Annotated in this window: 13 protein-coding genes; 8 read left to right on the top strand and 5 right to left on the bottom strand. The window is 75.1% G+C overall.

Annotated elements, in window-relative coordinates:
* The first annotated feature begins 75 nt into the window (after positions 1 to 75).
* Positions 76 to 1,254 carry an aminopeptidase P family protein gene (locus MT994_RS05490; protein ID WP_086151126.1) on the top strand — a complete coding sequence of 393 codons (1,179 nt, stop codon included), beginning with the start codon at positions 76 to 78 and terminating at the stop codon, positions 1,252 to 1,254.
* Positions 1,255 to 1,297: 43 nt separating this feature from the next.
* Here MT994_RS05490 and MT994_RS05495 read toward each other — a convergent pair whose 3' ends face one another.
* Both MT994_RS05495 and bioB read right to left on the bottom strand, forming a co-directional pair.
* The gene (locus MT994_RS05495) at positions 1,298 to 2,710 is read right to left on the bottom strand and encodes an MFS transporter (RefSeq protein WP_354805442.1); all 1,413 of its coding nucleotides are present in this window, start codon (positions 2,708 to 2,710) and stop codon (positions 1,298 to 1,300) included.
* A gap of 27 nt (positions 2,711 to 2,737) precedes the next feature.
* Positions 2,738 to 3,811 (bottom strand): biotin synthase BioB, encoded by a 1,074-nt coding sequence (bioB, locus tag MT994_RS05500; protein ID WP_251176146.1) that lies wholly within the window; start codon positions 3,809 to 3,811, stop codon positions 2,738 to 2,740.
* Positions 3,812 to 4,029: 218 nt separating this feature from the next.
* On the opposite strand from bioB, the gene MT994_RS05505 reads away from it, so the two are divergent.
* The 4 genes from MT994_RS05505 to mqo all read left to right on the top strand — a co-directional run bounded on the left by MT994_RS05505 (position 4,030) and on the right by mqo (position 8,043).
* A complete protein-coding gene (locus MT994_RS05505) occupies positions 4,030 to 4,635 on the top strand; it encodes a TetR/AcrR family transcriptional regulator (protein WP_076405601.1) in 606 nt (201 codons plus the stop codon).
* Positions 4,632 to 5,306, top strand: a complete 675-nt coding sequence (locus MT994_RS05510) for a pyridoxal 5'-phosphate synthase (RefSeq protein WP_251176145.1) — start codon at positions 4,632 to 4,634, stop codon at positions 5,304 to 5,306. The genes MT994_RS05505 and MT994_RS05510 overlap by 4 nt, the downstream gene beginning before the upstream one ends.
* On the top strand, positions 5,297 to 6,229 hold the full coding sequence (locus tag MT994_RS05515; protein ID WP_354805443.1) for a maleylpyruvate isomerase family mycothiol-dependent enzyme: 933 nt from the start codon (positions 5,297 to 5,299) through the stop codon (positions 6,227 to 6,229). Before MT994_RS05510 ends, MT994_RS05515 begins: the two co-directional genes overlap by 10 nt.
* Positions 6,230 to 6,522: 293 nt before the next feature.
* Entirely contained in the window at positions 6,523 to 8,043 is a 1,521-nt protein-coding gene (gene mqo, locus MT994_RS05520; RefSeq protein ID WP_194520914.1) for a malate dehydrogenase (quinone), read from the top strand.
* 168 nt (positions 8,044 to 8,211) lie between these two features.
* On the opposite strand, the gene MT994_RS05525 is transcribed toward mqo, so the two are convergent.
* Positions 8,212 to 8,634, bottom strand: coding sequence for a hypothetical protein (locus MT994_RS05525; protein ID WP_354805445.1), 423 nt, complete (start codon positions 8,632 to 8,634; stop codon positions 8,212 to 8,214).
* Positions 8,635 to 8,724: 90 nt separating this feature from the next.
* Between MT994_RS05525 and MT994_RS05530 the strand changes: the two genes are divergently transcribed.
* Together MT994_RS05530 and MT994_RS05535 are read left to right on the top strand one after the other, a co-directional pair.
* Positions 8,725 to 9,678 carry a helix-turn-helix domain-containing protein gene (locus MT994_RS05530; RefSeq protein ID WP_085387675.1) on the top strand — a complete coding sequence of 318 codons (954 nt, stop codon included), beginning with the start codon at positions 8,725 to 8,727 and terminating at the stop codon, positions 9,676 to 9,678.
* A gap of 153 nt (positions 9,679 to 9,831) precedes the next feature.
* On the top strand, positions 9,832 to 10,941 hold the full coding sequence (locus tag MT994_RS05535) for an acyl-CoA desaturase (RefSeq protein WP_354805446.1): 1,110 nt from the start codon (positions 9,832 to 9,834) through the stop codon (positions 10,939 to 10,941).
* Between the two features lie 53 nt (positions 10,942 to 10,994).
* Here MT994_RS05535 and MT994_RS05540 read toward each other — a convergent pair whose 3' ends face one another.
* Positions 10,995 to 11,822 (bottom strand): siderophore-interacting protein, encoded by an 828-nt coding sequence (locus MT994_RS05540; protein ID WP_354805447.1) that lies wholly within the window; start codon positions 11,820 to 11,822, stop codon positions 10,995 to 10,997.
* A 172-nt stretch (positions 11,823 to 11,994) separates the two neighbouring features.
* Here MT994_RS05540 and MT994_RS05545 point away from each other — a divergent pair, with 172 nt between their 5' ends.
* Positions 11,995 to 12,213 carry an SCO4848 family membrane protein gene (locus tag MT994_RS05545; RefSeq protein WP_086151137.1) on the top strand — a complete coding sequence of 73 codons (219 nt, stop codon included), beginning with the start codon at positions 11,995 to 11,997 and terminating at the stop codon, positions 12,211 to 12,213.
* Between the two features lie 89 nt (positions 12,214 to 12,302).
* Here the strand turns inward: MT994_RS05545 and MT994_RS05550 are convergent, their stop codons facing one another.
* Positions 12,303 to 13,049 (bottom strand): GPP34 family phosphoprotein, encoded by a 747-nt coding sequence (locus MT994_RS05550; protein WP_354805448.1) that lies wholly within the window; start codon positions 13,047 to 13,049, stop codon positions 12,303 to 12,305.
* Between the last annotated feature and the right edge of the window lie 86 nt (positions 13,050 to 13,135).

Consider the following 13,135-nt stretch of genomic DNA (forward strand, 5'->3'; position numbering starts at 1 on the left):
CCGAGCGGACCCGCGGAGGACCGACGTCGGGCCGCTCGGGTCGATCTCAGCGGCGAGCGGTGCCACGCTGGGCTCATGTCGAGCACCGATGCCGCACGTCCGGGGGCCGCGTTCGGTCCCGAGGTCTACGCCGCGCGTCGCGAGCGCGCCGCCGCGCACGCGCGCGAGGCCGGTCTCACGGGGCTGCTCGTCTCGCCCGGCCCCGACCTCGCGTACTTCACCGGGTACGCGCCGCCGGAGACGGAGCGGCTGACGCTGCTCACGATCCCCGCCGAGGGGACCGGGACGACCGGCGGGGCGTCCGTCGTCGTGCCGCTGCTGGAGCGGGGCGACCTGGCCTCCGCCCCGGGCGCGGACGGCCTCGACGTCGTGACCTGGCGCGACGGCGACGACGAGCACGACGCCGCGGCGCGACTCCTCGCCGCGGACGGCACCTACGCCGTCTCGGACGCCACGTGGGCGCTGCACGTGCTCGGGCTCCAGCGCGCGCTGCCCGGCGCCCGCCTGACCGCGTTCTCCGACGCCGTCCCGACGCTGCGGGCCGTCAAGGACGCCGCGGAGGTGGAGCGCCTCGCCGCGGCGGGCGCGGCCGCCGACGCTGCGTTCGCGGACGTCCTGGGCGTCGCGTTCGCGGGCCGGCGCGAGCGGGACGTCGCGGCCGACCTCGACCGGTTCCTGCGCGAGCACGGGCACGAGCAGGTCGACTTCACGCTCGTGTGCTCCGGCCCGAACGGCGCCGACCCGCACCACGACGCGGGCGACCGCGTCATCGAGCCCGGCGACCTCGTCGTGCTCGACTTCGGCGGGCTGCGCGACGGGTACGGGTCGGACACCTCACGGACGGTGCTCGTCGCGGGCGGCACGGACGACGCCCTCGCGGACCAGCAGCGCGAGGTCTACGACGTCGTCCGGCGCGCGCAGCAGGCCGGGGTCGACGCGGTGCGCCCGGGCGCGACGTGCCAGGACGTCGACCGCGCCGCGCGCGCCGTCATCGTCGACGCGGGCTACGGCGAGCAGTTCGTGCACCGCACCGGCCACGGCATCGGCACGACGACGCACGAGCCGCCGTACATGGTGGAGGGCGAGGACCGCCCGATCGAGCCCGGCATGTGCTTCTCCGTCGAGCCGGGCGTGTACCTGCCCGGCCGCTTCGGCGTCCGGATCGAGGACATCGTCGTCGCGTTCCCGCCGGACGTGCCCGACGGCGCACGCCGCCTCAACACCTCGACCCACGACCTGCAGACGGTGCGCTAGCCGTCGGCACGGCGGGCGCGGGACCTCGAGCCGGCACTCCGCCTCAGCCGCTCTGGGCCCCTCCGGCGCCGGTGGCGCGCACACGGTCGTTGCGGATGCCGACCCAGCTGAGCACGCCGCCGAGGACGAGCAAGGCCGCCGTGACGAGGAGCGAGCGGTGGAAGCCGTCGAGGTCGAGCACGCCGCCGACGATCACCCCCGCGAACGCGATGACGACGAGCCCCGCGACGCGCGACACCGCGTTGTTCACCGCGGAGCCGATGCCGGCGTCGGCCGCGGGGATCGAGCCGAGGATCGCCGACGTCAGCGGCGCGACCGTCATCGCGAGGCCCAGGCCGAAGAGCACGAGGCCCGGCAGGACCTGGGTGACGTACACGGCGTCGTCGGTCGTCGTGAGCAGGAGCAGGTAGCCGGCCCCGCCGACGATCGGGCCGAGCGTCATGAACAGGCGCGGGCCGTAGCGGCCCGCGAGCGCCCCGAACCGCGTCGACAGGGCGAGGAGCACGAGGGTGACGGGGAGCTGGGCGAGCCCGGCGGCGGTCGCGCTGTACCCGCCGACCTGCTGGAGGAAGAGCGTGACGACGAACCCGCCGAAGTACAGCGCGCCGTAGATCGCCGCGGTCGCGAGGTTGCCCCACGCGAAGTTGCGCACCTGGAACAGGCGCGGCGGCAGCATCGGGTCCGGAGCACGACGCTCCCACCCCACGAACGCGGCGAGGCACACGACCCCGACGGCGAACGGTCCCCACACGACGGGGTTCGCCCACCCGAAGCGGCCCTGCTCGATGAGCGCGAACACCGTCCCCGCGAGCCCGACGGCGGCGAGCGTCGCCCCGAGCGTGTCGATGCGCCGTCGTCCGCCCGGGCCCGCCGCGGCGTCCGGCTCCTCCGCCGCGGACCGGGGGACGCCGCGCAGCAGCCACAGCGTGACGGCGACGGGGAGCACGTTGATCCAGAAGACCCAGCGCCACGAGATCGCGTCGATGAGGACGCCGCCGAGCAGCGGCCCGACGAGCGACGCGGTGCTGGTCCACGCGGTCCAGGAGCCGATCGCGCGGGCCTGCCGCTCGCCGTCGAACGTGGAGATGATCATGGCGAGCGAGCTGGGCACGAGCAGGGCGCCCGCGACGCCCTGGAGGCCGCGCGCGACGACGAGGACGAGGCCGTCGGGCGCGAGCGCGCACGCGACCGACGTCACGGCGAACCCGACGAGCCCGATCGCCATGATGCGGCGGCGCCCGTGGACGTCCGACAGCGACCCCGCCAGGAGGATGAGCGCGCCGAGCGTGATCATGTAGGCGTCGACGACCCACTGCTGCAGCGCGAGACCCGTGACGGGCCCGGTGGTGAGCTCGGCGGAGATCGCGGGCAGCGCGACGTTGACCACCGAGCCGTCCAGGAACGACACGAACGACGCGAGGACCGCGACCACCAGCACCCGCTGCTGCACCCTCACGCCCTCACGCTACGACGGTCGCGGCGATCAGGCGTTGGGAGCGACGTCCGTCCCCGCCCCGCGGCGGCGCGGAACGACGCGCGACGACGCCGTCCGCCCGGCGGGTCCGGGCACCTCCTCGACCTCGAGGCCGGCATCGGCGATCATCGCGAGGTCCGCGGCGGCGTCCTGCCCCTCCGCCGTGAGGTAGTCGCCGAGGAAGAGCGAGCTGGCCACGTGCAGGGCGAGCGGCTGAAGTGCTCGCAGATGGAGCTCCCGCCCGGCGCCCAGGCGCAGCTCGGCCCGGGGCAGCGCGAACCGCGCGGCGGCGAGGATCCGCAGGCACCGTTGCGGCGTGATCTCGTGCCGGCCCGCGAGCGGGGTCCCCTCGAAGGGCACGAGGAAGTTGACCGGGACGGAGTCCGGGTCGAGCGCCCGCAGCTCCAGGAGCACGTCGACGAGCTGCTCGGGGGTCTCCCCCGCCCCCGCGATGAGCCCCGAGCAGGCCGACAGCCCGGCGCCCTGGACGCGCCGGACGGTCGCGACGCGGTCCGCGTGGTCGTGGGTCGTGCAGATCTCGGGGTAGGCGTCCTGCGACGCGTTGAGGTTGTGGTTGTAGGCGTGGGCGCCCGCGTCGCGCAGGCGCTCGGCCTGGCCGTCGGACAGCAGCCCGAGGCACGCGCAGACCTCGACGCCGGGGTGCTCCTCGACGATCCGGGCCACGACCCCGCAGACGCGGGTCACGTCGCGCTCCGTGGGGCCGCGCCCGCTCGCCACGAGGCACACGCGCGACGCCCCGGCGTCGATCCCCGCGCGCGCCGCTCCGAGCGCCTCGGGCGCACGGAGCCACGTGTACCGCAGGATCTCCGCCGCGGACCCGAGGCGCTGGGAGCAGTAGGTGCAGTCCTCGGGGCACAGCCCGGACTTGAGGTTGACGAGGTAGGCGAGCTTCACGCGCCGGCCGAACCACCGGCGTCGGACCCGGGCCGCCGCGGCGACGACGTCCAGAAGGTCGTCGTCGTCGGTCGCGAGGACGGCGAGGAGGCTGTCCGCGGAGGGCGCCTCCTCGCGCGTCGTGGCGGAGACGAGGTCGTCGAGCAGCGCGGCGAGGTCGTGGTCCATGGGTCGATCGTGGCGACGCGCGCCGCGCGCGCCCGTGCACGGTCTCTCCAGCGTCGCGTTCCGCCGACCGGGGAGCCCGACGACGCGTCGGTGACGGTCCACAAGACCGGTGGGGCGAGACCGTCGCTCTCCCCCAGGCGCAGGTCGCACCCCGTCGGTCCCGAGACTCGTCCGCGACATACCTAGCGGTAGGTATGGTCGCCCGTTAGGCTCGGACCATGCCGTCCGACACGCGACCCGAGCCACGCGCGGAGGCGCCCGGCTCGAACCGGGACCGCCTCGTCGCCGCCGCGCAGGAGCTGTTCTGGGCGCAGGGCGTCGGCGCGACGAGCCCGCGCCAGGTCCTCGCCGCGAGCGGCGTCGGGCAGGGCAGCCTCTACCACCACTTCCCCACGAAGCACGACCTCGCCGCCGCGGCCGTGCACGCCACGACGACCGCGGGCCTCGACGCCGCGCGCCGCGACCTGGGCGCGCAGGGCTCCGCCGTCGAGCGCCTCGTCCGCTATCTCGAACGCCCGCGGCCTGCGCTCGCCGGCTGCAAGGTCGGGCGCCTCGTGAGCGACCAGGCCGTCATGGACGACGCCGCGCTCGCCGCTGAGGTGCGCGCCTACTTCCGCGGGCTCGTCGACCTGGCCGCCGCCGTCCTCGTCGAGGGCGGGCTGCCCGACGACGCGGCGCGCGACCGCGCGCACGCCGCCGTCGCCGTCGTGCAGGGCGGGTACGTCCTCGCGCGCGCCCTCGACGACCCGGACGCGATGTCCGCCGCCGCGCGGGGCTTCGTCGCCCTGCTCGACCCGCTCCCGACCACCTCGGAGGACGCATGACCGACGCCGACCGCCCGACCCTGCGCGAGCGCCTGCGCGCCCTGCCCGTCCTCGGCCCCGACCTCCCCGGTCTCGACGTCGACGCCGCACCCGACGACCCGGGCACGCTCTTCGTCCGCTGGCTCGACGACGCGATCGACGCCGGGCTGCCCGCACCGCACGCCGCCACCCTCTCGACCGCCGACGCGAGCGGCCGCGTGGACGCCCGGACCCTCATCCTCAAGGACGTCGACGGCGACGGGTGGGTCTTCGCGACGCGCGCCGACTCCCCCAAGGGCGTCGCGCTCGCGCAGAACCCGAACGCCGCCCTGACGTTCTTCTGGCGCGAGCACGGTCGGCAGGTCCGCGTGCGAGGACCCGTCGTGCCGCTGGACGCCGAGACGTCCGCCGCCGACTTCCTGGACCGGTCCGACTTCTCCCGCGCGACCGCCCTCGCCGGGTCGCAGAGCGCCCCGCTCGCGTCCCGCGCCGCCTACCGCGAGGCATGGGACGCCGCCCTCGACCGCGTGCGGGCGGAGCCCGGGCTCGTCCTCGACGCCTGGACCGCGTACGCGCTCGAGCCGACGAGCGTGGAGTTCTGGGCGTCGTCGGGCGCGGGCCAGACCCGCCTGCGGTACACCGCGGCGTCCGGCGCGCCGACCACCTGGACGAAGGAGCTGCTGTGGCCCTGACCGACGCCCCCGCCCTCACCCCGCCCGACGTCGAGGAGGTCCGGCGCGACGCGCGCGCCGCCCTCGACGCGGTGACCGACGCGGCGCGCGGGCTCGACGCCGCCGGGCTCGACGCGCCGTCGGCCCTGCCCGGGTGGTCGCGCAGCCACGTGCTCGCGCACGTCACCGCCATCGGCGAGGCCATGGCGCGGCAGGCCGAGCGCGCCGCGCGCGGCGAGCTCGTCGAGGTGTACGACGGCGGCGCGGCCGGGCGCGAGGACGGCATCCGGACGGGCGCGCTGCGCTCCGTCGCGCAGCACGTCGCGGCACTCGATGCGCTGGCCGACCGCCTCGACGCCGCGTGGCCCGCCGCCGGGTCCCCCGGGTGGTCCGCGCCGGTGACGTACCGCGACGGCACGGTCGCGGACGCGCTCGTGGCCTGGTGGCGCGAGGTGCGGATCCACGCGGTCGACCTCGACGCGGGCGTCGGTCTCGACTCCTGGCCTCCCGCGCTCGGGCTGCACCTCCTCGACTTCCTCGGGGTCCGGCTCGCGGACGACGTCGTGGTCGCGCTCGACGGGGAACCCGGAGACCTCGTCGTGGTCCCCGGCGGCGTCCACGTCGGACCGGGCGCTCTCCGCGTCGGACCGGGCGCCCTTCGCGTCGGACCGGGCGGCCTCCGCGTCGCTGCCGGACCTGAGCCCGCGTCCGAAGCCGAGCCCACGTCCGGGGCCGCGGCCTCGCCTGCGCCCGCGTCCGCGCCCGGCCGGGGCGCCGTCGTCGTCCACGGCCGCCTCACCGACGTCGCCGCCTGGCTCGCGGGCCGCGCCCCCGGCGCCGAGCCCACCGCCCGCCTCGCGGGCGAGCCCGTGAGCCTCCCCGAGATCGGCCCCTGGCCGTCCCCGTACTCCCCGCCGCAGGGGAACCCCACCCTCGCGAGGTAGAGCCCCGGTCGGCCCAGGTAGAGCCCAGGTCCGCCAGGTAGAGGCGTGGTCGGCTCGTGCACGCAGACCACGGCTCTACCTCGCGAGACCACGGCTCTACCTCGCAGGAGGACGGCTCGGGACCCGTGCTCTCCCTCGCGAGATCGTGGTGCGACCCGGGCGAACGCGGCCGGATCGCGCGGTACGCGACGTCCGACCTGCCCGGCTCGGGACCGAGGTCCCGCGAAAGTGTGACGCACGCCCGTGACGCACCGCACAGTTAGTGCACTCTTTCACAAGCGTAGGATCGACATGTGTCGAGTCGAGCGAGCAACCCCGCAAGCAGCGCAGACCAGATCGACGTAGCCCTCATCGGCGGTGGCATCATGAGCGCCACGCTCGGGGCACTCCTGAAGGTCTTGGAGCCCACCTGGACGGTGCGCATCTACGAGCGCCTGGACGCCGTGGCGCAGGAGTCGTCGAACCCGTGGAACAACGCCGGGACGGGTCACGCCGCCCTGTGCGAGCTGAACTACACGCCGGAGAAGCCGGACGGCTCGATCGACATCACCAAGGCGGTGAAGATCAACGAGCAGTTCGAGGTGTCGCGCGAGTTCTGGCACCACCTGCTCACGACGGGCGCGCTGCCGCAGCCCGCGAGCTTCATCTCCCGCACCCCTCACATGACCTTCGTGCGCGGCGCGGAGAACGTCGACTACCTGCGTCGCCGCTTCGAGACGCTGCGCCGCCACCCGCTGTTCAGCGAGCTCGAGTTCACGGACGACCCGGCGGTCATCGCCGAGTGGGCCCCGCTCCTGGTCGCCGAGCGCGACGGCGACGAGCCGGTCGCGGCGACGCGCGCGACGAGCGGGACCGACGTCGACTTCGGCGCCCTCACCGAGCAGCTCGTCGACTACCTCGTCTCGGAGGGCACGCAGCTCTACCTCGAGCACGAGGTGAAGAACCTCAAGAAGACGAAGGACGGCCGCTGGCGCCTGACGGTCAAGGACCGCTCGTGGAACGCCCCGAAGCGCCGCTCGACCGTCGAGGCCCGGTTCGTGTTCGTGGGCGCCGGCGGCGGCGCGCTCCCGCTGCTCCAGGCGGCCGGCATCCCGGAGGCGAAGGGCTACGGCGGCTTCCCGATCAGCGGTGAGTTCCTCCGCACGGACGACCCGGAGCTCGTCGCCCAGCACCAGGCGAAGGTCTACGGCAAGGCCGACGTCGGCTCGCCGCCCATGTCGGTCCCGCACCTGGACACGCGCGTCGTCGACGGCAAGACGTACCTGATGTTCGGCCCCTACGCCGGGTTCAGCCCCAAGTACCTCAAGAAGGGCAAGTACCTCGGGCTCTTCACGTCGCTGCGCCTGCACAACCTCGGCTCGATGGTCGGCGCGGGCCTGAAGAACCTCGACCTCACCCAGTACCTGGTGGGCCAGCTCCTCGCGAGCCCGGAGACCAAGTTCACCGCGCTCCAGGGCTTCATGCCGACGGCGCACCCCAAGCACTGGGAGACCATCACCGCGGGCCAGCGTGTCCAGGTGATCAAGAAGGACAAGGACGGCAAGGGCGTCCTCGAGTTCGGCACCGAGGTCATCGCGGCGTCCGACGGCTCGATCGCCGGCCTGCTCGGCGCCTCGCCGGGCGCCTCGACGGCCGTTCCCGCGATGATCGACCTGCTCGAGCGCTGCTTCCCCGCCCGCTTCACCAAGTGGCGCCCGGAGCTCGCGACGATGATCCCGAGCCTCGGCCACGCCCCGTGGGAGGCGCACGAGCTCGAGGGCCTCGACCAGCTCACGGGCGACGCGGACGTCGACGCGGTCGGCTCGCGCGCCTGACCCGAGCGCGACACCGCTCCCCCACGAACGGCCCGGACCTCCACGAGGTCCGGGCCGTTCGTGCGTCCGGAGACGCCGCACGCGGTCGAGCGGCGCGTGGCCGGGCGGCTCCGCACGCAAGGGCTCAGCGCGCGAGCGGCGTGGCCGGGCGGCTCCGCACGCGAGGGCTCAGTGCGCGAGCGGCGTGCCCCGGGTCCCCGGCCGCCGCGGCGCGGCGGGCGCGTTCGCCCCGGCGCGCCCGCCCGGCACGGCAGGAGCGGCGCGGACGCCGTCGCGCACGGCCGGGTTCGGCACGACGCGCCGCAGCACGAGCTCGGCCGCGACCTCGTGCGGGTCGACGACGGCGGCCGGCTCAGCCGGGCGCGACGCCGCGGCGCGCAGGTCGGCGTCCAGCCGCTGCGCGTCACGGTCCCAGCGCTCGCCGTGCACCGACCGGTCCCCGCGCGCGTCCCACGCGGCGCCGCCGGGCCACGCGCCGTCGGACCCGGCGGGGAACCACGGACGGGCCGGGTCCTCGCGGCGGACCGCGAGGGCCGCGACCGTCGGGCCGACGACGAGGAGAAGAGCCACCACACCCCAGAAGATGTCCATGGCTCCACCCTCGCGGCCCACGACCCGCGCCACGAGTGGCAGCACTGACACCTCTCGACAAGATCCTGCCAGCGGCGTAGCGTGCCGAGCATGGTGCGATCCGTCGCGGCCGTCGTGTGCGACGGCCTGGCCCCGTTCGAGTTCGGCGTCGTGTGCGAGGTCTTCGGCCTCGACCGCAGCGACGACGGCGTCCCGTCGTTCGACTTCCGCGTGTGCGGCCCGGTCGCGGGCCGTGCCGTCCGCACGTCGGTGGGCGCGCACGTCGTGCCCGACCACGACCTCTCCGCGACGGACGACGCGGACCTGGTCGTCGTGCCGGCGATCCGCATCGGGACCGACTACCCGCCCGAGGTGCTCGACGCCGTCCGCCGCGCGTCCGACCGCGGCGCCCTGCTGCTCAGCGTGTGCTCGGGCGTGTTCGTGCTCGCGGCCGCGGGCGTCATCGAGGGACGGCGGGTGACGACGCACTGGATGCACGCCGACGAGCTGCGCCGTCGTTACCCGAGCCTCGACATCGACCCCGACGTGCTCTTCGTCGACGACGGCAACCTCATCACGAGCGCCGGCACGGCGGCGGGGATCGACGCGTGCCTGCACCTCGTGCGCCGCGAGCTCGGGGCGCGGGTGGCGAACACGATCGCCCGGCGCATGGTCGTGCCGCCCCAGCGCGACGGCGGGCAGCGCCAGTTCATCGAGCGCCCGGTGCCCGAGTGCGAGGAGGACTCGTTCGGGGAGCTGCTGGAGTGGATGACCGACCACCTCGACGAGCCGCTCACCGTGCGCGACCTCGCCCGCCGGGCCCACACGTCCGAGCGCACGTTCGCGCGCGCGTTCGTCGCGCAGACCGGCACGACCCCGCTCGCGTGGCTGACGTCGCAACGCGTCGCGCACGCGCAGTCGCTGCTCGAGGAGTCCTCGCTGGACCTGGAGGAGGTCGCGCGGCGCAGCGGTTTCGGGTCGGCCGCGCTCCTGCGCCACCACTTCCGGCGGGCGGTCGGGATCACGCCGACGGAGTACCGCCAGACCTTCCGGTTCGCCGCCTGACCCCTCCGGAGGAGGTGTCGCTCCTTCGCGACTCCTTCACCCGGCCCCCTCGCGCGCGCAACCTACGGTCCCGTAGGGTGGGGTCATCTGCACGACGAGCACCTGCTCACCTCCGCGGCTGGGAAGTCGACACCGACACCCCTGCGAGGACACATGACCTCTGCCGCAGTGCGCCCGGGCTTCCGGGCCACCCGCCCTCGGACCGACGAACCTGGCGCCGTCACCAGCACCTACAGCGCACTGTCGCGCACGGTGCGCGACGCGGGCCTGCTCCACCGCACGCACGCCTACTACCTGTGGACCCTCGGGGTCCTCACGCTCGCGCTCGGCGGCGCGGTCGCCGGGTTCGTCCTCCTGGGCGACTCGTGGTTCCAGCTCCTCGTCGCCGGGGCGCTCGGCCTGATCCTCACCCAGTTCGCGTTCGTCGCGCACGAGGCGTCGCACCGGCAGGTCTTCGCGTCCGGCCGGGCGAACGACCGCCTCGGGAAGGTGCTCGCCAACGGCGTCGTCGGCATCAGCCACTCGTGGTGGATGAACAAGCACACGCGCCACCACGCGAACCCGAACCGCCGCGGCAAGGACCCGGACATCGCGCCCGACGTCGTCGTGTTCCTCGAGGAGGACGCGGAGGTCGCGAAGGGCTTCCGGGCCGTCATCAACCGCTACCAGGGCTGGCTGTTCTTCCCGCTCCTGACGCTCGAGGGCGTGAACCTGCACGTGCAGGCGTTCCGCTCGCTCCTCGCCGGCGGCCGCGCGCGCGGCGACATCCGCACGCGCGTCATCGAGATCGTCACCATCACGCTGCGCCTGTCGCTCTACGTCGGCGCGGTCGTCTGGTTCCTGCCGCTCGGCCTCGCCGCCGCCTTCCTGGGCGTCCAGCTCGCCGTCTTCGGCGTCTACATGGGGGCGTCGTTCGCCCCCAACCACAAGGGCATGGCGATCATCCCCGCCGACAGCAAGATCGACTTCCTGTCCAAGCAGGTCCTCACGTCGCGCAACATCCGCGGCGGCTGGTGGATGAACATCCTCATGGGCGGGCTCAACTTCCAGATCGAGCACCACCTGTTCCCGAGCATGCCGCGCCCGCACCTCGCCCGGGCGCGCGAGATCGTGCGCGAGCACTGCGCGCACCTCGGCCTGCCGTACACGGAGACGAGCCTCGTGCAGTCGTACGCGATCGTCGTCCGGTACCTCAACCGCGTGGGGCTCTCGGCACGCGACCCGTTCGACTGCCCGATGTTCCGCCAGCTCCGCCGGGTCTGACCGGCCCGGCCCGCCGCACGACGCCCCGCGCACGACGGCGCGCGCGGGGCACGTCAGGCGGACGCCGCGTGCCCGTGGCGCCAGTACCCGACGAAGTCGACCTGCGCCTTCGGCACGCCCCGGTCGTTGACCAGGTGGCGGCGCACGCCCGTCGCGAGCGCCGACTCCCCGACCGCGTACGCGTAGACGGGGTCGGCGGGCAGGTCGGCCGACCGTACGGCGTCGAGCGCGAGGCGGCCCGGCAGCGGGGCGTGGTCGCCGCCACCCGCGGGCCGCGCGCCGTCGCGCGCCAGCCAGCGCAGCTCGACGCCCGGGGGCACGCGGAACTCCTGGGCGTCCGACTCCTCGGGGACCTCGACCAGCGCGAGGCCGCGCGCGTCGTCGGGCAGGGACTCGCAGATCCCCGCGACCGCGGGCAGCCCGGTCTCGTCGGCGACGAGGAGCGTCCAGTCGTGCGGGACGCGCGGGTGGTAGCCGATCCCCTGGTCGAGCAGTCCGACCCGGTCCCCCGGCTCGGCGGACAGCGCGAACGACGACGCGGGGCCCGCGTCACCGTGCACGACGAAGTCCACGTCCAGCTCGCGCAGGTCCGGGCGCACGGCGCGCACGGTGTAGTTCCGCACCCAGGGGCGGCGTGCCCTGGGCGTGGCGAGGTACTGGACGTACCAGAGGCCCGACGCGCGGGTCGGCAGCCGCAGCGCGTCCTGGTCCTCGCGCGGGAGGAAGAGCCGGAACCACTGGTCGAACCCCAGCGGGGTGAAGAGGTCCAGCTCGTCTCCCCCGAGCGTGACCCGCACGACGTTCGGGCTGACCCGCTCGCGCCCGACGACGCTCAGCGTGACGACGTGCGCGTCCTGGGGCTTGACGGTCTTGACGGACACCGGCGGCTCCTCGTGCGGCACCCGGCTCCCCGGGCGGAACGGCGGCCCCGCGAGCGCGTCGACCACGAGAGAGGTTAGCCTCACCTCACGCCCGCGTCGATGTGCTGGATCCCACACCCTGCCCGCGGTCGCCCCGCCCGAGGCGCCCGACGCCCCCTGGCATGCTCGGGACGTGGAGATCCCCGTCGTCTGGTCCGTGGTCCTGCTCGTCACGGCCGCCTGGAACTTGCTCATCTGGCCGCGCTTCCTCCAGCGCATCGCCAAGGACCCCCGCTCGCGCGACGCCGACGGCCGCGCGACGCGCTTCCTCACCGTGCACGTCGTGCTCATCGCGGTCTCGCTCGTCCTCGCCCTCGCGGTCGGGGTCCTCGGCGTCCTCACGCTCGTCTGAGCGGGGCGTCGCGCGCCTGGATGCCCGGGGCGGGTCGCCCGAGACGGCCGCCGGGCCGCACCGTCGGGCGGACGACGGACCGCGCCGGGTCAGCGCCCGGCCGCCGCGGCGGCGGCGACGGCGGCCGCGGCCGTCGACGCCGTGATCGCCGCGGCCGTGCGCGCGACCGCCGTGGCGACGGCCTCCGGCCCCCACCGGCCGCGCTGGAGCTCCTGCGCCCGCGCCGCGGTGACCGAGTTCCACGGCAGGGGCGGCCGGAGCGACGGGAGCGCCCCGCTCGCCGAGAGCAGCCCGACGATCGCCGCCGTGCGCGCGTCGGGCGCCTCGCCGTCCTCCAGCACGCGCCGGACCCGGGCCCGCAGACGTGCCTCGTGCTCGGCGTCCGCCGCGGGCCAGCGCGTCGTGCGGAAGAGCCCGAGCACCGTGCGCTCCTCCCGGCGGACGAGGCCACGCGCGACCAGCCGCTCGATCACCTCGCGCCACAGGTCGGCGCCGAGCGCGACGAGCAGCGGCTGCACCCGCTGGGTCTTCGCCGCGACCGTGTCGAACGCCGCCTGCAGGAGCGGGTCGGGCAACGGTCCGTCGCCGACCGGGGTGACGCGCGGCCCGTTGAGGACGCCCGTGTCGTCGACCTCCACGCGGCCGAGCAGCGCGAGCTCGGTGAGCACCGCCCCGCCGAGCGTGTAGTACAGCGTCCCGGCCGCCTGGATCGACGCGCCGTCGTCGTCCAGGAGGAGCAGGAAGAGGTCGTCGACGACGAGCAGGTCGTCGCGGGCGGCTCCCCCGGCCGGGTCGGCGGGTGCGGCGGGTACGGGGCGGGGCGTGCGGTCGTCCATGGTGCGTCCTTCCGTGCAGGATGTCGGCGAGCGACGTGGTCGTCGGGCGAGGCCGAGAGCGCCGGGTGCGCGTGCGGTCGAGGGCG

This window comes from Cellulosimicrobium sp. MI9406, assembly GCF_040595865.1.
GTDB classification, from domain to species: Bacteria; Actinomycetota; Actinomycetes; order Actinomycetales; family Cellulomonadaceae; genus Cellulosimicrobium; species Cellulosimicrobium funkei.

What these genes read in the sequence shown, in the direction of transcription:
- MT994_RS05550 (WP_354805448.1), bottom strand. Translation starts at nt 13,049, where the DNA reads ATGGACGACCGCACGCCCCGCCCCGTACCCGCCGCACCCGCCGACCCG.
- MT994_RS05505 (WP_076405601.1), top strand. Translation starts at nt 4,030, where the DNA reads ATGCCGTCCGACACGCGACCCGAGCCACGCGCGGAGGCGCCCGGCTCG.
- MT994_RS05490 (WP_086151126.1), top strand. Translation starts at nt 76, where the DNA reads ATGTCGAGCACCGATGCCGCACGTCCGGGGGCCGCGTTCGGTCCCGAG.
- MT994_RS05535 (WP_354805446.1), top strand. Translation starts at nt 9,832, where the DNA reads ATGACCTCTGCCGCAGTGCGCCCGGGCTTCCGGGCCACCCGCCCTCGG.
- MT994_RS05510 (WP_251176145.1), top strand. Translation starts at nt 4,632, where the DNA reads ATGACCGACGCCGACCGCCCGACCCTGCGCGAGCGCCTGCGCGCCCTG.
- MT994_RS05530 (WP_085387675.1), top strand. Translation starts at nt 8,725, where the DNA reads ATGGTGCGATCCGTCGCGGCCGTCGTGTGCGACGGCCTGGCCCCGTTC.
- MT994_RS05525 (WP_354805445.1), bottom strand. Translation starts at nt 8,634, where the DNA reads ATGGACATCTTCTGGGGTGTGGTGGCTCTTCTCCTCGTCGTCGGCCCG.
- bioB (WP_251176146.1), bottom strand. Translation starts at nt 3,811, where the DNA reads ATGGACCACGACCTCGCCGCGCTGCTCGACGACCTCGTCTCCGCCACG.